A 21,962-nucleotide genomic window follows, 5' to 3' on the forward strand; every position below is an offset into this window, starting at 1 on the left:
TAGCTCCTCTTGCAAGGCAGCTACTTGTGCGCGCAAAGTATTGTTCTCAGCACGGAGGGCAACGACTTCTTCTTCCAGTGTCATGTGCTCAGTATACCACAGCTAGCCCTAATCTGAACAATTACGAGCTTGAACGGGGGATCGCTGGCGGGCAGACAGGGTGGCTCAAGGCTTTACGCGAAGCATACCTTGTCGACGAGGTACAGGACCTTAGGCTTTAATTGGCACTCCAATAAATTGCAAGTAAAATTAAAGTTACTTGACGCAAACAAAGGTTTATTTAGGGCAGCAAAAGGAGCAAAACAATGAGCGCAATAGAAATCAAGCCAGGCATCTGGTGGATTGGCGTGAATGTGAGATCACACGACCTATTCGAGGGTCTTTGGCCCATTCCCCATGGTGTATCTCTCAATGCTTACTTGGTGAAAGGCGAGAAGACAGCCATTGTGGACCTGGTGCGTGAATGGAGCGGCAGTTCGCGCAACTTTCTCACCCAGTTGCAATCCACTGGCACTGAGCCAAAAGACGTTGACTATGTCATCTTGAATCACCTGGAGCCAGATCACACAGAGTTTCTGCAGAACTTTCGACGGATGGCTCCGCAGGCCGTAATTATCTCCACGCCCAAGGGAATAGAGATGACCAAGCATCTCTTTGGCATCACGGAAGGGGTAAAGGCAGTGGAAGATGGCGAGCAACTTAACCTCGGCGGTGGCAAGAAGTTGCTTTTTGTCCATACGCCTTTTGTCCATTGGCCTGAGACCATGATGACCTACGAACTCGCAACGAAAGTGCTGTTCTCATGCGATGCATTCGGTGGCTTTGGGGTGCTAAAAGGTATTCTCTTTGACGACCAAGTCCAGGAGAATGACCGGGCTTTCTATTACGATGAAATGCTGCGTTACTACGCCAACATCGTGGCGAACTTTTCGCGCATGGTGCTGCGCGCTATTGATAAGTTGGCAGGTACAGAGGTCTCGGTAATTGCCCCCTCCCACGGTCTGGTCTGGCGCAAAAATCCAGGCGAAGTCGTCGCTCATTACAAGAAATTCGCCGAGTACCCCACTGGCAAAGCCGAAAAAGGCATCACCCTACTCTGGAGCAGCATGTATGGCAATACTAAGATTGCTACCGACGCCGTAATGCGTGGCATTGCCCGGGAGCAGGTGCCGATGGAGGTCTTCGAAGTACCAGTGGTGGATGAATCCTATATTCTGGCTTCGGTTTTCAAGAACAGGGGTATTGTGGTGGGAGCACCAACCTATGAGACCAAACTTTTCCCCCCAATGGCGCATGTTTTAGACAGTATAGTGCGCAAGAACATGACCAATAAAAAAGCATTCCGTTATGGTTCGTATGGATGGTCTGGCGGAGCACAGCGCGAGTTCGACGCTCTGGCTCAGGCTTTGAAATGGGAACAAGCCGAGCCGCTGGAATTTCGGGGCGCACCGACGCCTGAGGATCTGTTAAAAGCGGAGGAACTAGCGGCTGCTTTTGCCAGGAGCATACGTGAAGAGGCATAACACCATGGCTACAAACCAGATTTCGCACAGCAACCTGGTTTGCAAAAATTGAACAAGAGTAAGGAGAGATAAATGGGCGAATACATCAATAACCGTCGGTATCGGCATGAGACGCTTAAGCGACTCATTCGAGAACTGCATGAAGGGCGAGACCTAACGGAGATAAAAGAAGAATTCCGCAAGTTAATAAAGGATGTCAGTGCAACGGAAATTGCGCAGATGGAACAGGCTCTTATCGCGGAAGGGATCCCGAGCGAGCAGATTAAGGAACTCTGCGATATCCATGTGCAGGTGTTCCGCGAGTCGTTGGATAAGCAAGTGCCCCCAGAAATGATGCCAGGGCATCCTGTGCACACCTTCCGTGCTGAGAATAAGGCCATAGCCCAAGTAGTAGAGGACCTCCAACAGAGAATTCAGCAAATAGCCTCAGCCCAAACGATAGATGCAGCAGGTGAACTCGTGCAACTCGCACGCGAAAGCCTAGACAAATTGATGCAGGTGAACAAGCACTATTTACGCAAGGAGAACCTGCTTTTCCCTTATCTGGAGAAGCATGGTTTCTATGGGCCATCGTCAGTCATGTGGGCAATTCATGACGACATCCGAGCCCAACTTAAAGAGCTACAGCAGGTACTGACGAATTACAGGAATTATGAACTCACTGCGCTGGTGACAGCCATTGAGCGGATAGCCACTCCTCTGACCACTGCCATTACAGAGATGATCTACAAAGAGGAGAACATCCTATACCCCGCAGCATTGGAAAGGTTATCGGACGCAGAGTGGCTGGAAATCAAGAAGCAAAGTGCGGAGTTAGGGTATTGTCTAATCGAACCAGGAGACGAATGGCCGCAAGCCAAAGAGCCAGTTTCGGCGGAAGCACGCCCTGCCGAAGCCCAGGCATACCCAGACATTTTACCCTTGGACACCGGCAGTTTGACGCCTCGGGAGATCAACCTGTTGCTAAAGCACCTGCCAGTGGACATCACTTTTGTGGATAAAGATGACACTGTAAGGTATTTTTCGCAGACCCCAGAGCGTATCTTTCCACGAGCCAAAGCCATCATCGGCCGCAAAGTTCAGAACTGCCACCCTCCAGCCAGCATACACGTGGTAAATCGCATTCTGGACGATTTTAGACAAGGCAAGCAGGACGTAGCCGAGTTCTGGATCCAGATGAAAGGCAGGTTTGTACACATTCGCTACTTCGCAGTGCGTGACGAAAGCGGCGAATATGTGGGTACAATGGAAGTAACACAGGATATCACGCGGATCCGCGAACTAACTGGTGAGCGGCGGATTTTGGATGACTAGGGCGACCCTTGATAGAAACCTGTCCTTTTTCCTACAGCCAGGCCCAAATAGGCCCGGCTTTTTAGCGTTTCCTGTATAAAAGTCGCTTCCGTATGAAAACTACCAAGACAATGCCGCTGAGCACAGCCCAGACGAACCGCAGTAGTGGAGTGGAGACATCTGTACCGATCAGCCAAGAGTGGGTGAAGGCTAACGCAAAAGCAAGATAGTTAAGCCAGTGGAGCAGTTTCCAGGTATTCTTGATATTCCTGCGCCACACTGCAGCCAATGTAGCGATGATGAAGAGATATAGCGCAGGGCGACCCCCCAGCGAGAGGAAAAGGCGCAGGGAATCAAAACGAGGCAGGAAAACTGCCAAACGACGCGTTAGCAGGGCATACAACACAGCGTGTAGGCCCATGAGTACCAACCCTGCTACAGCTAGAATGTGATGCACAACAAGGAAAGGTCTGCCAAAAAGGTCGCGCATTTCACGCATGTACTCGCTCGAAATAATGGCTAAAAACACAGCTGTATAGGCAAACAAGGCAGTAGCTCGCACTATCATTGCCAGTGCAGGCGCTGGAATACTGTAAAGCGTGTAAAGCATCAGCCCCGTCCACAAGGCGAGTCCTATGTAGATAAGCCTACGCCAAACGGTTTTCTTCATGGTCAGGTCTCCTAAAACAGTCTTTCAACCCCCATTTTAATCAATTGAAGGCGACCCTCCAAGCAGTAGGAAAGTGGGGAAACTAGCCTGGACAACCGTTTGCTATACCGACCCGAAGCATCATCCTTTGCCGCTGCGCGGCTCAGAATTCCATCGCTTGGAGTCTCTTCGCTCAGAGCAGCAAAAAGCGGAGTGTTGCAGAGATGCCCCAAATCGAGATTCGGGGAAGTTTGGTTTGCTTTCTGAATGGATGTCAGTTACGATATCCATGAGTTTCACCCAAACGCTTTCACTATTTACACTTCACCTAGTGAAGCTCGTCTAGTCGGAGGCGAAATCCAGATTATAAAAGTTGCAAAATGTACATAAATATGGTATAATATTCATAACTTTGGGGCCGCACAAGACTGGGATATAAAGGGAGGAGACAAGATGTCAACAAAAAGACCTTGGCAAAAAGCCAGCTACCTGATAGTCACTACACTGCTTGTGCTGGCTTGTTTACAAGTAGTTCAGCCGACTGTATCTGGTGCCCAGGACACTTTGCCATGGCGAGGTGAGTATTTCAATAACATCAGTCTCACCGGAGAGCCAACTCGGATACGCTATGACAGAGCGATTGATTTCAACTGGGGCCACAATAAACCAGACGATGGCCTTCCGGTCGACTATTTTTCTGTGCGCTGGACCGCTTCCATCTATTTCGAAGGAGGCACGTATTCATTCAAGACCTACACTGATGACGGGGTACGCCTATGGCTTGATGGGCAATTGCTCATTGACCAATGGCGTAACCAGCCAGCAACTCTCAACCAACGAGAGGTTGATGTCAGCCCTGGCTATCACAACATACGCATGGAATACTATGAGCACATCGGCAATGCCGTGGCCATGCTTTGGTGGGATCGCTTGACTGTATCAACCACGACCATGCGTTGGCGTGCGGAGTATTTCAACAACCCCTGGCTCGTTGGTGCACCAGTGCTGGTTCGCGAAGAGACTGATATCCGATACGACTGGGGCTCAAATTCCCCTGCGCCTGGCATTGTAGCCGACGGTTTCTCAGTGCGTTGGACGGGTATCGTGGGCTTTGACAACACCGATACTTACACCTTCACAGTTACTGTGGATGATGGTGTACGCGTATGGATTGATGGCGGCCTGCTGATTGATGCATGGCGTGATCAATCCGTCACCACGATATCTGTGGCTCGTTATGTCACTAAGGGAACGCATCCCATAACTGTCGAGTACTACGAGGGCTCAGGAAATGCATGCATCACCTTTACCTGGCAAAGAGGAGTAACCGGCCCACCAACTCCTAGCCCTACAACTACGGCTGGGCCAACTACTCCAGCAGGGGAGATCATCGTAGATGACAAGAGTAGCGGCTTTCAGAAAGGCGGCCCAAATGAGAGCTGGTATGAGAGGTCAATAGGCTACAACGGTCATATCTATTGGACGTACAACAGCGATGCCCAGGTTTACAACTATGCCAGGTGGACCCCGCAGCTACCCGGCGCAGGAAACTATCAGGTTTACGTATTCATTCCCAGGGAACGTGCTGATACCAAGAGCGCTCGCTATCGCATCTATCACAATGGCCAACAGCATACTGCCACGGTTAATCAATCTATCTACTTCGACAAATGGGTCTCCTTGGGGACTTACTACTTTGCTGCTAGTGGCAACGAATACGTGTACTTGGATGATGTCACAGGCGAGCCTTACGCCTCGCGGAAGATCGGTTTTGACGCGGTCAAATTCGTCATGGTAGGCGCGGTCTCACCGACATCAACTCCTGCAGCGCCGACACCTACGCCATGGGTGCTCACTGCTACTCCCCCACCCACAGCGACACCAATCGTAGTGACGCCTACCGCAACACCAATTGTGCCCACTCCTACGCCGACACCAGCATTGCCTTCGTGCCCCATCACGCCTATTCTTGGCTTTGGCCGTATCTGGTCCACATACGCAACGGTGCGCAACCGACTTGGGTGTCCAGTTGAAATTGAAAAGAACACCTGGAGTGCGGAAGAAACCTTTATCGGCGGCTACATGTTCTGGCGTGGCGACTTGAGGCTTATCTATGCCCTATACAATGATGGCACATGGCAAAGCTTCATTGACACCTGGACTGAGGGACAACTAGAATGGGATCCTGGTATTGTACCACCATCTGGTTACTTCCAACCCAAGCGCGGCTTTGGCAAAGTCTGGCGCGAACAACTGGTGCAACCCGGGGTCCTCGTCAGGGACAAGCTCAGTTGGGCCACGACAGAGGAACGTGGCTTGAATGCTTCCTGGCAAGCTTATGCTGGTGGCTTGATGCTGTGGAGCGACACGCTAGGATTCTTTGTCCTTTATTATGACAACAACACCTGGAGCCGCTATTACTAAAAAGTGAACGCAAAATCCAAGTTGCGTGGTTAGTAAAAGGCTTTGCAAGAGAGGAGCTGATTATTCCGTCATGCCCCTCTCTTTTCACTCTAACGGGGGAATAAGTGCTTCAGGGTTGCCATGAAATACCTACTCTGGCAAGCGCCGTGTTCTGTATCTGCCACATCTCTTCTTTGTCGCTGGCCTGCTCATGGTCATAACCCAAAAGATGTAACGTTCCATGTATGACCAGGAGCAAGAGCTCCTCTTCGACAGGATGACCATAGGCAGTTGCTTGCTCAACAGCACGGGGATAGGAAATGAGGATGTCACCAAAGTAGACAGGAACCGTAGGAGGCAGAATCAAGTCCTTAGCCTCGCCCATATGGCTGAAAGCGAGCGCATCCGTCGTAGCATCCACACCACGATAAATACGATTTAGTTCTCTCACCTGTTCATCATTGGTGATTACTACCGTCAACTCGCCTTGACGCTGTTGGCCGGCGCTTTCGAATGCGGCGTGGACAGCCTGCCGTAAACGGGCAGAGCTTACCCTCCGGGCATATTCAGGAGCAATGCGCAGATCAATCTTCAGAGTCCGAACAGAGGCTTTCTTCACATGGTTCCCGCTTCTGCTTGAGCTACGCTGTCTTTCTCCGGATACTGAATCCGCGGATGGAAAACGCCCTGCAGAACCTCGATGAATGCACTGCGGATTCTATCGAGATCCTGCAGAGTCAATTCGCACTCGTCTAACTCCCCACTTACAAGCCTGTCATTGGCAATTTTGCGTACAATGCGTTCTATCTCACCAGGGGAACTTGGTGCAGAGGCACGAACAGCTGCTTCCACACTATCTGCCAGCATCACAATGGCTGCTTCTTTGCTGCGCGGTCGCGGGCCAGGATAGCGGAATCGGGCTTCATCAATACCTTCCTCGCCTTCTTGACGTGCCTGTTGATAGAAGTAACCAAAGCCAACACTGGTTGTGCCGTGATGCTGCGCGATGATATCTACCACCTCCTGGGGAAAATGGTGTTTCTGCGCCAGTTCTACGCTATCCTTCACATGATTAATGATGATCTGAGCACTGGTCTTTGCATCGAGTTGCTGATGATAGTTCTCGCCGCTGACTTGGTTTTCGATGAAGAAATAAGGTCGCAACACTTTGCCCACATCATGGTGTAGAGCTGCCGCACGAACTAGCAACGGGTCTGCACCCACCAACTCCGCAGCACGTTCCCCCAAATTCCCTACGATTAGGCTGTGATGATAGGTACCGGGGGCTTCCAGCAATAAACGTCGTGCCAATGGATGAGTTGGGCGCACCAATTCGAGCAATTGCAATGGTGTGGTGATGCCAAATATCGCACCGAGCCAAAAGAAAGTCGTGAATGTGAGACTGGCAGAAAGGACGCCATTGGCGAAACTGGCTCCACTTAACTGCAGCAGTGCAACCAAGTCATAGCTCTGTCCAAACAGCCGAAAGGACACCGCTACGACAGCATTGACTATGGCAATAACGATAGCGGCCCAGGCAAAAGTACTCAGGTGCTCCAGATGCGCTACAATCAATGCAGCAAACACACTGCCTAACAAGACATACGCCGTAAGATCCAGAGAGCCACCGCTAATGAACCCCACAAAAAGACTCAGTACGATCGTAACCATAATAGCAAGTTGAGTATCTAGGAGTACTGCTACAAGCATGGCAACTGCTGCCATAGGGAAGAAATAGGGCAGCAAGACATGACCAGGTATGGCCAACTTAGCTGCCACCCCGGTCAGTACAATGAGCAAACCCAACAACAGCAAGCGCTTCCGATCGTGCAGGAGCCAGCGATATGCCTGCCACAAGTAAATGCATAGTGCAGCGGTGATTACCAGCACGAAAAGCATCTTGCTCACCAAGCCATGCCATTCCGGTTCCGTGGGTTGCAAGCCTAGTGCTGCCAATTGCTCAAGGTGCAATGGGGTGACAATGTCGCCCACGCGAAGCACCGCCTGCCCTCTCTCAATCACACATTGCACTGGTTGGACTGCCTCGCGCGCTTGACGACGTGCTCTTGCCGTCTGCTCTTCATCTAGAAAAGCATTGGGTTTTAGCAAAGATTGAATGATGCCGACGACTATCTCAACTTCTGGTGGAGAAAGGGCATAACTAACAAGTTGTGGAACTCTCGCCCGCGTCTCATCCAGTCGGTCCTCACGCACCCCCTCGCGCATCAGCCGGTCGAGTAGAGAAATAACCTCAGCAGATACACTTTCCCACTCTGAATCATCTAGGGAGAGCACATTGCTAATCATTGTAGCGGGCAGGGCAAGGTCTGGTATTTTGCTAATCCATCTTGCCTTGTCTTCAGAGGAAGCGCGTGCATCCTGGCGGACGGATGCAATGTAGGAGATAATCTGATGGACTCGATTAACTTGTTGACGGGCAATGGCAGCATCCACCATGTACACTGGTTCTACAGCAGCTTCAGCACGCTCTTGTTCCACTTCTGTCAGCAAGCGGCTGTTGTACACCACGCGATGGGGTGCGAGTATATCATACCGGCTTACTATCCCAGGCGTCAGCAAGTTCCTTCCAGAGAAGGATGGCAATGTTAGGAGAAGACCTAGTCCTGTGATCAGAAAAAGAGCAAAGAGAAGCAGGTGCACCCCAACTGCATGTAATTCCTTACTTATTGAAGCAAGCGGAGCCTTTTTCTGGGCCCCGCTTGGTTGTGTATGTATCATTTGTCACTATCCATGCATTCAGGACGAATCAGCGTTGCTCTGGCCTTGCACAACTGAGCAATTCCCTTACTATTTGGTTTACCTCGCTGCCATTGGCTTTACCACGCAAGCGAGGCATCAGGATGCGCATTACCCGCCCCAAATCTTCTGGCTTGTTGGCTTGTACCTCTATAATGGCCTGCTGCGCGGCAAACACAATTTCTTCCCGACTCATCTGTGGCGGTAGGTAGCTGAGCAGCACTTCTAACTGGGCTTTCTCCTCTGCAACCAGATCTTCCCGCTTGGCCTTCTCGAATTCCAATAACGATTCCCGATGCTGCTTGATCTCCCTGCTAATTACCTCCAGGACCTCTTCGTCACTCAGTTCATGCTGTCTGGCAATCTCTTCATTAAGGATAGCAGCACGCACCAGCCGAATAGCTGACTTGCGCTGTTCGGCATGGTCTCTAACTGCCTGCAGTAAATCTTGTTGTAGCCGTCCTTTCAAAGTCATATGTGACCGCGCCCTAATAAAAATCTATGAAACTAGTATTGACTGTCCCGGATATTGCACTCTTATTTAGTCAAATTGGTGCTTGAACGTCTGCTTTCGACTCTTCCGGCGCTTGGCAGCCTTTTTTTTCTTGCGCAAGACGCTAGGCTTCTCGTAGAATCGCCGGCGACGCACCTCGGAAAGCACGCGATCCTGTTGCACTTTTTTGTTGAACCGCCTCAGCGCGCTCTCAAAGGTCTCGTCCTTTTCAACGATAATCTGCGTCACATACTTCCCTCCCCTCTTGCCAGTCAATAGCTTCCAAAACCTGGAACTACCAACTGTTCATTACAGAACTCGATTATAGTGGTGAACGACAAAATGTCAAATCTTCATGGCACAGTCCCCTTACTTGGCGATTCTAAAGGAAAATGCTAAAATAGCAATTGAATATGGGTATGAGTTGTGACTATATAGACTAGATCACACGCCGAATCCCCCTTGGCAAATGCCAGCACGGTATTTGCGACGCATGTTTGGGGCAAATAGCCAGGAAGCTTCTATCTGCACACGGTTCTCGATGCTCCCAGCATTAGATTCAACAAGGCTTTCAGCGAGGGAAGGCGTGCGCACCTCGCTCTGAGAGGTATAGAAAAACGGAAATATATTGTTAAGAGAAATGACCGTTGGAGTTTGCACGATCTATCTTAGTATTCCCGCGAACCATTCCCTGAAGGGCAAGCGACAGGTGCTCAAATCACTTATAGCCCATGTGCGTAAGGACTTTAATGTATCCATCGCTGAGGTGGCCCAGCAGGATGCTTGGCAGGCTGCAACCTTGGGAATAGCGTGCATTGCTTCTGATCCCGCTTATGCTCATGGTTTGCTCACCAGAGTGGTAGAAGCTATATCCGCCTACCGCCTGGATGCCGATGTTCTTGACTTCGAAATAGAGATTTACTAAGTGTTCACCTGGCTACAACGCAACAAACTACTCTGGATCATTGGCTTACTAGGCCTTGGGTTTTTGGTCATCAGCTACTGGGCGTTAGCTTTTGGTCATGGCTTGGGCTTCTATTTTTCGCCCACTGCAACGCCTGTGCCAACACCATTGCTCTCACCCACAACAACGCTCACACGGACTGCACCCCCAACTGCGACCTCTACCTTGACATCCACACCGGTTTCTACTCCGACGCCAACCCACTCGCCGACCGCATCGCCCACTGCAACGGCCACGGCAACTTCCACACGCGAGGGTTCGCGCATTCTCCCCGTGCCGCTTATCCTGCAAGAATTGCCTCTCTCTTGTGAAATCGCAGGGATGCGCATGGTCCTTTCCGCTCTGTTCGACGCTGTCCCCAGCGAAAAAGAACTACTTGCCTGCATGCCCAGAAACTCCAATCCATACCTCGGTTTTCGCGGGGACCCCTCCGGTAGGAACCGTTACGCAGACGGTAGCATCAACTGGGAGAACTATGGAGCTTATGCACCCGCCGTAGCTGAAACATTGAACCGCTGTGTCTTAGAGCCGGCCGGTGGCGAGTTCGTGGCTTTGGCAGTCAAGGGCACTAGTTACCAAGAGGTGGCTGAGGCAGTGCTCGATGGCTACCCTGTAATCGTTTGGGTGACAAAACGGCAGGAAATAGAAGAAACCACCATTGATACCCCTGAAGGTCAGGTAAGGCTTATCTTTGGCGAGCACGTCTGGGTGGTGATTGGCTACCATGGAGATAGGACTTTTGAAGTGCATGATCCATACCCACAGAAAAATGGCACGCAGACTTTTCGTGTGCACTCCTTCCCCAATTGGGACCTATTCGACCGCATGGCGGTCTTCGTTAGGCCACGCACCTCCTAGACCAACCCAGGCACCCAATACATCTTTCTCAGCCACTGCAAACGTTGGTTTTTTATGCCCGCCTTTCGTCTCAACCCGCCTTGCAGCTAAGCGCACGGTATAACGATATCCACTCATTGACACTTAGTGTCTGTGCCCGACGTTGCTCCTCGATGCCTGCTTCTTCCATGGCTTGAGCAACGCGTTCCACCGATAAGTCCAGACCATGAGCAAGCGCATTGCGGAGCTGTTTGCGCCGCTGAGCAAAGCCAGCACGCACTACATCGAAAAAGGGCCCAATCTCGTTCGTTGCAAGAAGTTGCTGCTCGTGTGGATCAATGCGGACAATGGCCGAATCTACCTTGGGAATTGGGTAGAACGCCTTAGCAGGCACATGCGCAATGAGCCGAGGTTGCCCGTAGAACTGCACACTGACGGCAAGAAGGCTCATTTGCCCCGGCTGGGCCGTAATGCGCTGCGCTACTTCTTTTTGCAACATCAGCACAATCAGTTGGGGTTTTTTGTCTGCTTCCAGTAAATGCCGCATCACGGCCGAAGTGATGTAATAAGGGATGTTGGCCACTACTTTGTAGCTGGGAATGTCCTCCGTATGCGCTCCTTGTACAAGGTAGGCGATGTCCACAGTCAGGATATCGGCTGGGATAATTTCGATGTTGGCAAGCGATGCCAGTCGCTCCTGCAAGATGGTCACAAGTTCTTCATCAATCTCAACGGCTACTACGCGACGTGCCCGCTCAGCCAAAGCTTCAGTCAGAGTTCCTAACCCAGCTCCAATCTCGAGCACGGTATCGTGTGGCCCCACTTCGGCAGCCGCGAGTATTCGCCTCAAGACACGCCGATCGACAAGAAAGTTCTGTCCTAGCCTTTTGTGCGGTTGAAGCTCAAGTTCCTGCAAAAACGCCTTGATGCTCATCCTCGCTCAGAAAGCAACAGCCCTTAGCGCCGCTCCGTGGGATAACTGGGCAAAATCCAGTTGATTTTCTCAGTAGACGGCACTGGCTCAAGCAAATACACATCCACCCACTTATACCAAAGCACCAGGTTGTCATCATCGTAGCAGAGGTCTATACGTCGCCCCAGAATCTTACTGCCGGTGTCAGCAGCCGTGGCAAACCCATAGCCTGGAACATACACTTCGGTGCGCAAGGCAATAACTCGTGGGTCCACAGCCACAATACCCTTCCGTGCTTTCCATCCCAGTCTGGTTATGCCATAAGTAGGATGATCGGGATTCTTGCCCGCGGTCGCAGCATTATAGGAAGTAGCCAACATGCGCACCTTGCGCCAGTAGCGGATAACACCATCTGGGGTTGCCAACTCTCGCACGACGATCTTGGTACCATAGGACACGATACGCGTAGTAGGTTGGCGCTCAATCCACTCGTCCACTGTGGTCCGCTCCTTCTCCTGACCATCTTCGTAGACGATACGTACACGTCGTTTGCGCACGCCCGACTTCCCCTGCTGGTCTATACGCTGCTGATCTAGCTCCAGCGTGTTATCCGGACGCCAAGCTGTTTCGAAGGGAATGGCTTCCGTCTCCACGATGAGATCCTCGAGCACGCGCACCACCCTCACCGTCATATCCACTGTGATTTCCGCATCCAAATGTGGGATGGTGTAATCTTTACCAAGCAGTGTGATCCCTGCCTCATGTAGCAGCTCAGCCACAGTGTCTGCCTGTGTGCGGGTCGGAATCGTCCTACCATCCGCTCGAATCGTCACTGGTTTAGCACGGTGGATCTCAACGTGCATGCCGGCCGTCAGCAAAGTACCCAATAAAGGCTGTACACGATCGCCAACATATAGGGCAATGCCTTGGCTGAGCAGCGCCTCACCCACTGTACGCGCCACTGTATGGATAACAGTCTGTGCACCACCGTCTCGAATAGACAATGAAATCGCACGTTGCAGCTTAATCCGTGTCCAGGAAGACATTGGCACGCTCGCCAGACCATGTAGAATTCCTCGAACCAGCGGCCAACGGCTTGGCGTCCATTGGTAATGTGGGAGGGACGCTTCCGGACTTACCAGTGTGCCATTGAGCATCACCCGATCATAGTCTTTGGGCTGCAAGCCCCTTTCGCGCAACACATCCACTACTTGCCGGCTTTGAGTATAGTGCTCGATAACCTGCCCATCGGCTTCAATCAACACCGGCAGAGCCTTTTGCACGACGATGGTTTGCTGTTCCCCAAGTGGGGAGTCAAGCGAAGGTAGGACAATGTCCCCTGGTTGTAAGGTCAAACCTACTTCGCGCAGATATGCACCGACTGTGCGCTGATGGGTTTTCGTCCTCCATACCTGCCCATTCACCTCCAACGTGACCAATACTCCTGATCGGGCATAACTAGAGGCCATCACTAGCACGAGAGACATAACCAGTAGCAGAGAAAACAACCCCGACCGCAGTTGGATGCTCTGGATTATGGACAAAAGATAAGATTCAGAGTTTATTGGTGCCCTAGGCAATGCTTGCTCTTTTTCAGACAATCGTTCTCGATCCTTCGCACAGTTTCGTCGGCAATCAGCGGGCCACGCAGGCAATCCTGACATTTGAAAACATTGGCAACATCTAGCAACTTTTCATTCTACCACAGCTCATGATGCCTCATGTGCGGCCGACTCACCGGCCAAGTAGCCCGTAGAGAAAGCCGCCTGCAGATTATAGCCACCAGTGTCCGCATCCACGTCAATCACTTCCCCGCAGAAGTAAAGCCCCTTAACTAGGCGTGATTCCATCGTTCGTGGATTGATCTCCTTTGTGTCTACGCCGCCTGCGGTCACAATGGCTTCGCTGATAGGGCGGCTGCCGGTTATGGTCAGCCGCAGATCTCTTAAGAGCGACACGATGCGCTTCCTGTCAGTTGATGTGATTTGATGTCCGGGCTTGTCGGCTGGAATGCCAAGCAAGGTTACAAACACGGAGATCATCTTGCTAGGCAAAAACGCGCCCAAAAAATTGTGCAATTGCTGGCGTCCATGGGCATCCAGTTCCTGCCGCAATTGTTCATCCAACTCCTCAGCAGCAAGAGCGGGGTTGAGATTGATGGACAAATAAATCCTCCCTTGGCCCAGCACATCCACGGCTCTTTTGCTCAGAGTCAAAACGGCAGGCCCAGACACGCCAAAATGCGTAAATAGCATCTCACCACATTCTTGAGCAATAGCCTCCCGGTCCAAGAACAGAGTAATCTGTACATTGCGCAGGCTAAGGCCTTGCAATTCTTGTACCCAAGGCTCTTTGGTGAGCAAGGGTATTAAGGCAGGGCGGATTGGCACAATGCGATGCCCCACCTCCGCGGCGAGGCGGTAGCCATCACCACTGGAACCTGTGCGTGGATAAGAAGCTCCTCCTGTAGCTAGGATTACCGCATCTCCTGGAATGGTACGCCCTTTTACCTGTACACCTCGGATTTGTCCTTCTTCGACCGCGAGGTGCTCCACCGGACATCTGCGCTGTATGCGCACCCCATTCATCTCGAGATAACGCTCCAGAGCATCTGCAACTTGGTGCGCATCGTTGGAGGCTGGGAAAACACGCCCGCCCCGCTCCACCACGGTCGGAACACCCCGTTCGTGAAAAAAGGAGAGCAGATCCTGCACAAAAAAGCGGGAGAAAGCGCCGTATAAGAAATGCCCTGTCTCACCAAAATGTGCAATGAACTCGGATAGCTCAGTCTTGTTGGTAAGATTGCAGCGTCCTTTGCCGGTCAGACGCAGTTTGTTGCCCAGGCGAGGTGTCTTCTCCAGCAGCAAGACATCCGCACCACATTCCGCGGCGCAGCCAGCAGCCATCATACCTGCAGCACCCCCGCCCGCTACAATGACCTGTTTTTTCATTTCATCCCAGTAACGGAAAGAGGGCGGGAAACATGCCCACCCTCCGCATTTGCAATGGTCGTGCACCCTCTGTCGATGCCAACACACCAGCTTGCTGTGGACAGCCTGCTCCAATCAGGCTACCCTACGGCACCCAGAGGAGGCTGCTTACCGTTGCTTCCTCCCGGACCTGGCGGGGTTCACAGGCCTCTGCCGCGTAGGACCCGATCTTCAACGCCGCTTGGCCGCAGCAGTCCTGACATGCTGCACCTCGAGAGGGAATTCGACCCCGCTATAGCGGCTTGCGGGTACAGGGCACCGCTAGCTCCCCATCTAGCACGACCAGCCTTATCTTATCTGGTCCTGTTCCTTTTGTCAAACCTGCCTCGACAGCGGAGAGGGCGGGATTTGAACCCGCGAGGCTCATCGCCTACACGATTTCCAATCGTGCGCACTAGACCAAGCTATGCGACCTCTCCGTACAAACACATTATAGCCTCGAAAAAAGATTGTGCAAAATGCCTTTTCAAAGTATAATAAAAAATATAGGCAGAATTGCTACTCTATTAGAAGAGCTGGGAAATTCCCGCGTTGTATCACACCTCACGGCCGAACAGGAGGAAAAATTGGATCTTAACCAAATCACTCAATTGCTGACCTGGCTTGACGAGGAGCGCCGCAAAGACAAAGCGATGCTAATGGCTCTGCAAAGCCAAATTGATGTCCAAAAAGCACAACTCACGGAGCAAGCCCGCCAATTGCAGGAGATGCAAACAGCGCTGGTCCGCATCGAAAGTCAGCCTCCCGCTTTGGCACAAATCAAGGACTCGCTGCAGAGCATCCGCACAGAGTTTGCTGAGCTTTTAGCCAAGCATGATGCTGAACAAGAAGCACGGGAACAAGCCCGGACACGGACCGATAAGTTGGAGAGCGAGACCATCGCTAAGATTGTGCGCCAGTTACAGGAACGAGTGGATGCTATCGGCTCCTTCGACAACATGGCGGCTGTCCTGCGCGAGGAGGACAGCAAGCTGCGCAGCGAAATAACAAGGGCTTTCACCCAACTTGAGGATATCCTCAAGCGCTTTGAAGCCCAGGACCAACGCATTACCCTGCTTGCTCAAGATGCACAAGCTTTGCGGGATGGCCTGAACAGTATGAGAGTAACCTATGAGGGCTTGAGCACCAGCATCATGTCGCTCAAAGCCGCTCTCGATGCCCTAGGACCGCGTTTGGAAGCGAAAATTGAGCAGATACAATCATCCATCGAGGAAATCAGCAAGAGAGAGCAATCTGACATAGGTGCTTTGCAGGCCAAGCAACAAGCTCAAGACAGGACGATGGAAGAATTAGGCAAAGAAATACAAGGCTTCAAGATACTGCTGGACCGCTGGGCCAAGCAGATGGACAGATTCACGGACGAGTTCGAGCGTGATAAGAAGACCTTATACGATTTGCGTGAGCTTGAAAGGCAACTGCGCCAGCAAGGAAACGAGCTCCTGGAGCGGCAGCGTTTGGAGGCGGAAAGGCAGCGCACAGAACTGCGCGAATGGCAAGACAATCAAATGAAGGTAGATGAGGAGCAAACAGCTCGTCTGGAACAATTGCTAGCCTGGCAACAAAAAGTCACCAAGATTCTGGAAAACCTGGAACAACGCCTCGAGCAGAACAAACAGGATATCAAGGCTTCCACTGATGAGTTTTGGCAGGTCATGGCCAACTATGTACAAGGGCAGGTCAAACTCCTAGAGATCTTGCAGCAGAAAAAGGTGGGCTGATGCGCGTTATTGGCACAGCAGGACATGTAGATCACGGCAAATCCACTCTGGTGCATGCCCTGACAGGCATTGACCCCGACCGCCTAAAAGAGGAAAAAGAGCGCGAAATGACCATTGATCTAGGCTTTGCTTGGCTAAAATTGCCCAGCGGTCAGGAAGTGAGCATTGTCGACGTTCCAGGACATGAGGATTTCATCAAGAACATGCTTGCCGGAGTAGGAGGCATTGACCTTGCCCTTTTCGTCGTCGCCGCCGATGAAGGTGTCATGCCGCAAACCCGCGAGCATCTGGCAATTCTGGATCTTTTGCAGGTCTGCGACGGCGTAGTAGCACTGACCAAGAGCGATCTGGTTGAAGACCCCGAATGGCTGGAATTGGTGCAGGACGAGGTACGCAAGGAACTAGCTGGTTCGGTCTTGGAAAATGCTAGGATTATCCCTGTTTCCGCACGTACAGGGCAGGGGATATCCGAGTTATTAAACGAACTCGATCGCTTGTTGCAATCTCCTCCGCCTCGCACTGAGACAGGGCGACCACGCCTGCCCATTGATCGTGTCTTCACCATTGCCGGTTTTGGTACCATCGTTACGGGGACGCTGATTGATGGACGTCTGCACAGTGGAGAAGAGGTGGAGATTCTGCCGGGCAACATCAAAGCACGCGTGCGAGGGTTACAAACGCACAAAGCCAAAGTAGAAGTAGCTATTCCCCCCAGCCGTGTAGCAGTTAACCTTGCTGGAGTCAGCAAAGACCAATTGCAGCGTGGAGATGTCCTAACCACCCTGGGTTGGCTGCGCCCTACATCCTTGCTGGATGCGCGCCTGCGCTTGCTGAAAAATGCACCTCGTCCATTGGCGCATAACACCATGGTGGATTTCTTCACCGGCACAACCCAATGTCAAGCACGGGTACGGCTGCTAGATTGTAAAGAGCTCGAACCAGGCGAGGAAAGCTGGGTACAATTCATCTTGTCCGCTCCAGTGGTGGTAGTAAAAGGCGACCGCTTCATCATTCGCCAAGCTTCGCCAAGCCTGACGCTGGGTGGCGGCGCTGTGGTTGATCCGTTTCCACAGCGACGGCATCGTCGCTTTCGGCGCGAGGTCATCAACCGGTTGGAACAACTGATCCGTGGCACGCCCGAAGAAGTCTTGTTGCAGGAAATGGAACGCGAGCAACCCTGTGAGGCAGCCACTCTCGTGTCACGCAGCACACTGGGCGCTGAAAAGGCAACGCAAGCTCTTCGCTCGTTACTGAAAAGCGGTCAGGCAGTGCTACTGGATCCTGCTACGGACTTTGATTCCGTGCCTGCTAGCACCAAATACGTGATGTCAACAAATGCTTGGAAGTCGCTGCTAGAGAGAATGACCGCATTGCTGCGCGAGTATCACCTGCGTTATCCTTTGCGGGCGGGCATGCCACGCGAGGAATTGAAAAGCCGGTTACAGGTGGCCCGTGCCTTTAACGAGATCATGGCCAAAGCGGCAAGGCAAGGGATAATAGGGGAGAAAGAAACGGCTATCTTTCTGTCCGATCATCGAGTAGTGTTCAATCCAGAGCAGCAACGAAAGATCAATGAGCTGCTTCAGATGTTCGCAAAGAGCCCTTATGCGCCTCCATCGCTGGCTGATAGCGAAGCCCTGGTGGGAACAGAGGTCCTCGCTGCTTTGATCGAACAGGGAAAGCTAGTTAAGGTCAGCGATACCGTATTGTTCTCAGCAGAAGCCTACCAAACAATGATGCAGACCGTGGTTGATCATCTCAAACGCGAAGGCCGTATCACCCTGGCACAGGTGCGTGATATATTCTCAACCAGTCGCAAGTACGCTCAGGCTTTATTGGAGCACCTGGATGACAAACGCATCACCAAACGCATTGGTGACGAGCGTATCCTGCGTTAGAAGGACAGTTCGGATTGCCACTGAAACTGGATTTCATCAGCAAACAAATAGAGAGCCTAGCGCAAGCAACCGTCGCAAAGTCGCCCACCCAGGACCAATTTTTGAGGCAAGCACAGGCGTATCTGCGCAGCATCAATGCAGATGCTTTGCGTCAAAGGCTAGAATGGCAGCGCCGGCAGCAGGATCGCTTCCCCTGGCTGGTCGCCATCCCCTATGGGTCTTTGTCCGAAGTTATCCCCGCCCCACCCACACCAACGAATTTCTCCGTGATCGGTGTTGATGCCTCTTCCATGCCACCGGATCGTCATAGCTCTGTTCGCTTCTACGTGCTCAACATTGGCTACGCTTTTCTCACCTACGGCCAGCACTCCAATGCTATCCTGGATGCCAATAGCCGGTTTTGTTTTCTCGATGAGGATCTCTATCTCTTTCCAGAGAAACGCGATGTGCCTATTGAGGGCACACTTTTCAATGCACGCATGGAATTGGAGTGCCTGGACGCCTTGCAGGAGGTGATCCACTCACCCCCTTCCCTTCCTACGGCAGCCTTGCGCGATGGTCCACTCATCCTGTGGGCACTGCAAAACGAGAGCCAGACAGTGCAGGAAAAGCTCCTACATGGTTTTCTAGCCGCGATGGCTTGCTTGCGAGAAGAGGGCATCCCACTGGCTGGGTACATCAGCTACACAGATAGCCGCGATGTAGCCAATTCTCTACGGGTGTGGATCTGCAAAGAGCGGCCTAATGAATGCGAGCATTGTAGCAGCAGCGAACGCGATCTGTGCTTGGCGCTGGCCAAGATTCGTGACCGTGACCTGTTTAACTTTCTAGCCACAGGAGAGCGCTCTGCACTGTTTGGCAGTTCCTCCCAAATACTGGAAAGATATGGGGAACATCGGGTGGATTTCTTCTACCTTAACGTGGGAGGAGAAATCGTGCGCGTCGAGGTACCTCATTGGGTAAGCACCGATGCCGCATTGCTGGACCTGCTCCATGCCATCTTATATGACCAGTGCCAGCGTAGCCCCGGCTTCCCACCCTATCCTCCAGCATTGTTGGAAGCACATGAGCAGGCTGTGATCACCACTGCCGAAAGGCGCCTGATAGAGGAAATGGTTGAACGGGCATTGGGACTCCATGGACAACTTGTAACTCGCTCGGCCAAGGATGATAGCAAGAGGAGACGAGGAGTATGAGAATTGGCGAAATTGTCGAGACAACGAGCACCGGCTTTATCGCCGAAAGCTTCGAACTCAACCGCCCTCCACCGCTGGGCAGCCTTGTCGTCGTGACCTTGCCTGGCTATAAAGAAACCTCAACCAGACAGCCCAGTGAGCCTGCGAATGCGATGGATCTCTACGCTGTAGTTACTTATGGTCAAACAGTTGGATTGGATCCAGGTCGCCGTGCAGTACGCCGCAGCACAGAAGAGGTATTCGATGAGGCCATTTACGAGGAACACCCAGAGTTAAGGCATGTCTTGCGCACCGAGTTCGGGACAGTTCTGGTAGGCTTCTTTGCGCACGGGCAAGTATGGCAGCATTTGCCGCCTCAGCCGCCACCTCTGCATTTCTCGGTACAAACTGTGGAAATGGATCAAGTGCAGCGTTTCACTGAGCACCTCCACTATTTCCGTTTACTCCTCAGCTACAGTGGCCCAGTCTCGCCTTTGCAGGTGTTAGCAGCCCATGTGCGCGAAGTATATTGGCAACGCGGAAGCGATCGTGCCTGGCTTGACGTAGCAGCTCGAGAGATCGCAACTTTGCTCAAAGATGATCACAAAGCACTGCTAACGGTCTTGTACGCTATTGATCCGGGGGAAGCTCTCTCACTACATAGACCTGGTGAGACTCCCACTTTTGTAGAGCGGGGAGGATAAGCATGAGCAGCAAAAGGCTAGGCGTAGTTATAGATGGCACTTTCAGCAGCGGACTTACCGTGCGCCTAGATCCTGGCATTACCACTGAACAATTGCGCATTGGCAGTTTTGTCGTGGTAGAAGGCCAACGCAATCGCTATTTCAGTCTCATCTCGGACATCCATTTGAAAGCTACTGACCCGCGCTTGTTGAGCGATCCTCCTCGTGTCACCTCCCCGTTTATCGCTCGCACCTTGGCTGGCACCAGTGTCTATGCCACGGTCGAGGTGAGGCCAATGCTCATGCTCGAGAAACCAGACGAATCTGACCCTCGTGCCTTGTTGGAAGAGCGCAGCGGACCGCAGCCGGTGAAAACGATACCCATGCATTTTGCCGAATTGCGCGAAGCCACCGATCTGGATTTTGCCACCGTCTTTGGCAAAGAAGGCGGGGAGTACTTTGCCATGGGCACACCGCTGACTATGGACATCCCCATCTGTCTGAAGTTGGATCGCTTCGTAGAACGCTCTGATGGCATATTTGGCCAGTCGGGCACAGGGAAAAGTTTCCTCGCACGGCTAGTTATCAGCGGCGTTATCAAAAGCAAAGTAGCGGTAAATCTCATCTTTGACATGCACGATGAGTACGCCTTTGATAAACAGACTGAAGACGGCCGCTGGGTAAAGGGCTTGCGCCAAATTTTTGGTCCCCAGGTGCTCATCTATTCTCTGGATGAGGAACTGGGACGTCGCACGGGGCGCAATGCTGATGTCACACTCAAAATTGGACTAAACCAGATTGAAGAGGCCGATGTGATCCTGCTGAGCGAAGAACTCAACCTACGCCAGACAGCGGAGGCAACCATTGGACTCTTGCGTGATCGCTTCCGCGAACAATGGCTGCGCAGACTCCTCGAGATGACCCAGGAAGAGTTAGAAGAATGGTGCAAAAGCAGTGGCGCTCACGCTGGGGCTGCAAGCAGCTTGCAGCGCAACCTGAAGAGGCTACAGCGACAAGAGTACGTTGTCCAAGAAGCATCCTTTGATGCATTGGATGACATGGTAGAATCGCTCGACCGGGGCAAGCACGTCATCCTGCAATTTGGCAGGCACAACAACGTGCTTGACTACCTGCTAGTTGCCAACCTGGTAACGCGACGCGTTCGTCAACGCTATGAAGAGAAAACACGTCGCTACGAAGAAAGCAAAAATGAAGCGGACAAGCCCCGCCCGCTGATGATAACCATCGAAGAAGCGCACAAGTTCCTCAACCCAGCCGTCGCCCGACAGACAACTTTTGGCACCATTGCACGTGAGATGCGCAAGTACAATGTCACCCTGTTGGTAATAGACCAGCGTCCCAGCAGCATTGATCCCGAAGTAATGTCTCAGTTAGGTACGCGCATCACAGGCAAGCTCACTGAAGAGCGGGATATTGACGCGGTGCTGACCGGGGTGAGCAATCGCAGTGCACTCCGCGGCGCTTTGGAAAGCTTGGATACGCGCCAGGAAATCCTCATCATGGGACATGCTGTGCCCATGCCCATCGCATTGCGCACTCGCCAGTACGATGAAGCATTTTATAAAGCAATGGGTACGCGTTTGGAGGCTCAGCAGGGAGCAGATATTAGCATCCAGGATTTATTTGGCGTGGAGTGAATCAAAAA

18 protein-coding genes, 1 tRNA gene and 1 other RNA gene are annotated in these 21,962 nt (G+C 52.1%); 10 read left to right on the forward strand and 10 right to left on the reverse strand.

All coding sequences use genetic code 11. From position 1 onward, the window contains the following. Nucleotides 1–305 precede the first annotated feature (305 nt). Both H5T67_04035 and H5T67_04040 read left to right on the forward strand, forming a co-directional pair. The gene (locus tag H5T67_04035) at nucleotides 306–1,523 is read left to right on the forward strand and encodes an FprA family A-type flavoprotein (protein MBC7244489.1); all 1,218 of its coding nucleotides are present in this window, start codon (nucleotides 306–308) and stop codon (nucleotides 1,521–1,523) included. Nucleotides 1,524–1,595: 72 nt separating this feature from the next. Beyond that, the gene (locus H5T67_04040; GenBank protein ID MBC7244490.1) at nucleotides 1,596–2,837 is read left to right on the forward strand and encodes a DUF438 domain-containing protein; all 1,242 of its coding nucleotides are present in this window, start codon (nucleotides 1,596–1,598) and stop codon (nucleotides 2,835–2,837) included. Nucleotides 2,838–2,898: 61 nt separating this feature from the next. Here H5T67_04040 and H5T67_04045 read toward each other — a convergent pair whose 3' ends face one another. Next, complete coding sequence (locus H5T67_04045; protein MBC7244491.1) at nucleotides 2,899–3,486, reverse strand: ferric reductase-like transmembrane domain-containing protein; 588 nt, start codon at nucleotides 3,484–3,486, stop codon at nucleotides 2,899–2,901. A 432-nt stretch (nucleotides 3,487–3,918) separates the two neighbouring features. Here H5T67_04045 and H5T67_04050 point away from each other — a divergent pair, with 432 nt between their 5' ends. Next, nucleotides 3,919–5,889 (forward strand): hypothetical protein, encoded by a 1,971-nt coding sequence (locus tag H5T67_04050; GenBank protein MBC7244492.1) that lies wholly within the window; start codon nucleotides 3,919–3,921, stop codon nucleotides 5,887–5,889. Nucleotides 5,890–5,998: 109 nt separating this feature from the next. On the opposite strand, the gene ybeY is transcribed toward H5T67_04050, so the two are convergent. The 4 genes from ybeY to H5T67_04070 all read right to left on the reverse strand — a co-directional run bounded on the left by ybeY (nucleotide 5,999) and on the right by H5T67_04070 (nucleotide 9,367). Continuing rightward, nucleotides 5,999–6,487, reverse strand: a complete 489-nt coding sequence (gene ybeY, locus H5T67_04055; protein MBC7244493.1) for an rRNA maturation RNase YbeY — start codon at nucleotides 6,485–6,487, stop codon at nucleotides 5,999–6,001. Beyond that, the gene (locus tag H5T67_04060; GenBank protein MBC7244494.1) at nucleotides 6,484–8,448 is read right to left on the reverse strand and encodes an HDIG domain-containing protein; all 1,965 of its coding nucleotides are present in this window, start codon (nucleotides 8,446–8,448) and stop codon (nucleotides 6,484–6,486) included. The genes ybeY and H5T67_04060 overlap by 4 nt, the downstream gene beginning before the upstream one ends. Before the next feature lie 187 nt (nucleotides 8,449–8,635). After that, nucleotides 8,636–9,100 (reverse strand): GatB/YqeY domain-containing protein, encoded by a 465-nt coding sequence (locus H5T67_04065; protein ID MBC7244495.1) that lies wholly within the window; start codon nucleotides 9,098–9,100, stop codon nucleotides 8,636–8,638. A 66-nt stretch (nucleotides 9,101–9,166) separates the two neighbouring features. Next, entirely contained in the window at nucleotides 9,167–9,367 is a 201-nt protein-coding gene (locus H5T67_04070; GenBank protein MBC7244496.1) for a 30S ribosomal protein S21, read from the reverse strand. Between the two features lie 391 nt (nucleotides 9,368–9,758). On the opposite strand from H5T67_04070, the gene H5T67_04075 reads away from it, so the two are divergent. Beyond that, a complete protein-coding gene (locus H5T67_04075; GenBank protein ID MBC7244497.1) occupies nucleotides 9,759–10,043 on the forward strand; it encodes a DUF503 domain-containing protein in 285 nt (94 codons plus the stop codon). Next, complete coding sequence (locus tag H5T67_04080) at nucleotides 10,044–10,940, forward strand: C39 family peptidase (GenBank protein MBC7244498.1); 897 nt, start codon at nucleotides 10,044–10,046, stop codon at nucleotides 10,938–10,940. It begins immediately after the preceding gene. A gap of 70 nt (nucleotides 10,941–11,010) precedes the next feature. Here the strand turns inward: H5T67_04080 and rsmA are convergent, their stop codons facing one another. From rsmA to H5T67_04105, 5 genes are all read right to left on the reverse strand, one after another. Beyond that, nucleotides 11,011–11,853, reverse strand: coding sequence for a ribosomal RNA small subunit methyltransferase A (gene rsmA, locus H5T67_04085; GenBank protein ID MBC7244499.1), 843 nt, complete (start codon nucleotides 11,851–11,853; stop codon nucleotides 11,011–11,013). A 23-nt stretch (nucleotides 11,854–11,876) separates the two neighbouring features. Continuing rightward, a complete protein-coding gene (locus H5T67_04090; protein ID MBC7244500.1) occupies nucleotides 11,877–13,433 on the reverse strand; it encodes a DUF348 domain-containing protein in 1,557 nt (518 codons plus the stop codon). A gap of 108 nt (nucleotides 13,434–13,541) precedes the next feature. Beyond that, nucleotides 13,542–14,783, reverse strand: a complete 1,242-nt coding sequence (locus H5T67_04095; protein MBC7244501.1) for an NAD(P)/FAD-dependent oxidoreductase — start codon at nucleotides 14,781–14,783, stop codon at nucleotides 13,542–13,544. A gap of 58 nt (nucleotides 14,784–14,841) precedes the next feature. Then, an RNA gene (ffs, locus tag H5T67_04100) (signal recognition particle sRNA large type) lies at nucleotides 14,842–15,104 on the reverse strand. Nucleotides 15,105–15,155: 51 nt separating this feature from the next. Continuing rightward, nucleotides 15,156–15,241: transfer RNA gene (locus H5T67_04105), tRNA-Ser, on the reverse strand. Between the two features lie 147 nt (nucleotides 15,242–15,388). Between H5T67_04105 and H5T67_04110 the strand changes: the two genes are divergently transcribed. Genes H5T67_04110 through H5T67_04130 form a run of 5 tightly spaced genes read left to right on the forward strand, consistent with a single transcriptional unit; the run spans nucleotide 15,389 to nucleotide 21,954 of the window. Further along, nucleotides 15,389–16,540: a hypothetical protein gene (locus H5T67_04110; protein MBC7244502.1), complete on the forward strand. Its 1,152-nt coding sequence runs from the start codon at nucleotides 15,389–15,391 to the stop codon at nucleotides 16,538–16,540. Next, on the forward strand, nucleotides 16,540–18,438 hold the full coding sequence (gene selB / locus H5T67_04115) for a selenocysteine-specific translation elongation factor (protein MBC7244503.1): 1,899 nt from the start codon (nucleotides 16,540–16,542) through the stop codon (nucleotides 18,436–18,438). The genes H5T67_04110 and selB overlap by 1 nt, the downstream gene beginning before the upstream one ends. A gap of 14 nt (nucleotides 18,439–18,452) precedes the next feature. Then, entirely contained in the window at nucleotides 18,453–19,634 is a 1,182-nt protein-coding gene (locus H5T67_04120) for a DNA double-strand break repair nuclease NurA (GenBank protein MBC7244504.1), read from the forward strand. Next, entirely contained in the window at nucleotides 19,631–20,317 is a 687-nt protein-coding gene (locus tag H5T67_04125) for a hypothetical protein (protein MBC7244505.1), read from the forward strand. Before H5T67_04120 ends, H5T67_04125 begins: the two co-directional genes overlap by 4 nt. A gap of 2 nt (nucleotides 20,318–20,319) precedes the next feature. Then, a complete protein-coding gene (locus H5T67_04130) occupies nucleotides 20,320–21,954 on the forward strand; it encodes an ATP-binding protein (protein ID MBC7244506.1) in 1,635 nt (544 codons plus the stop codon). Nucleotides 21,955–21,962 lie beyond the last annotated feature (8 nt).

The sequence above is a fragment of the Chloroflexota bacterium genome (genome assembly GCA_014360905.1).
Classification (GTDB): Bacteria; Chloroflexota; Anaerolineae; order UBA2200; family UBA2200; genus JACIWX01.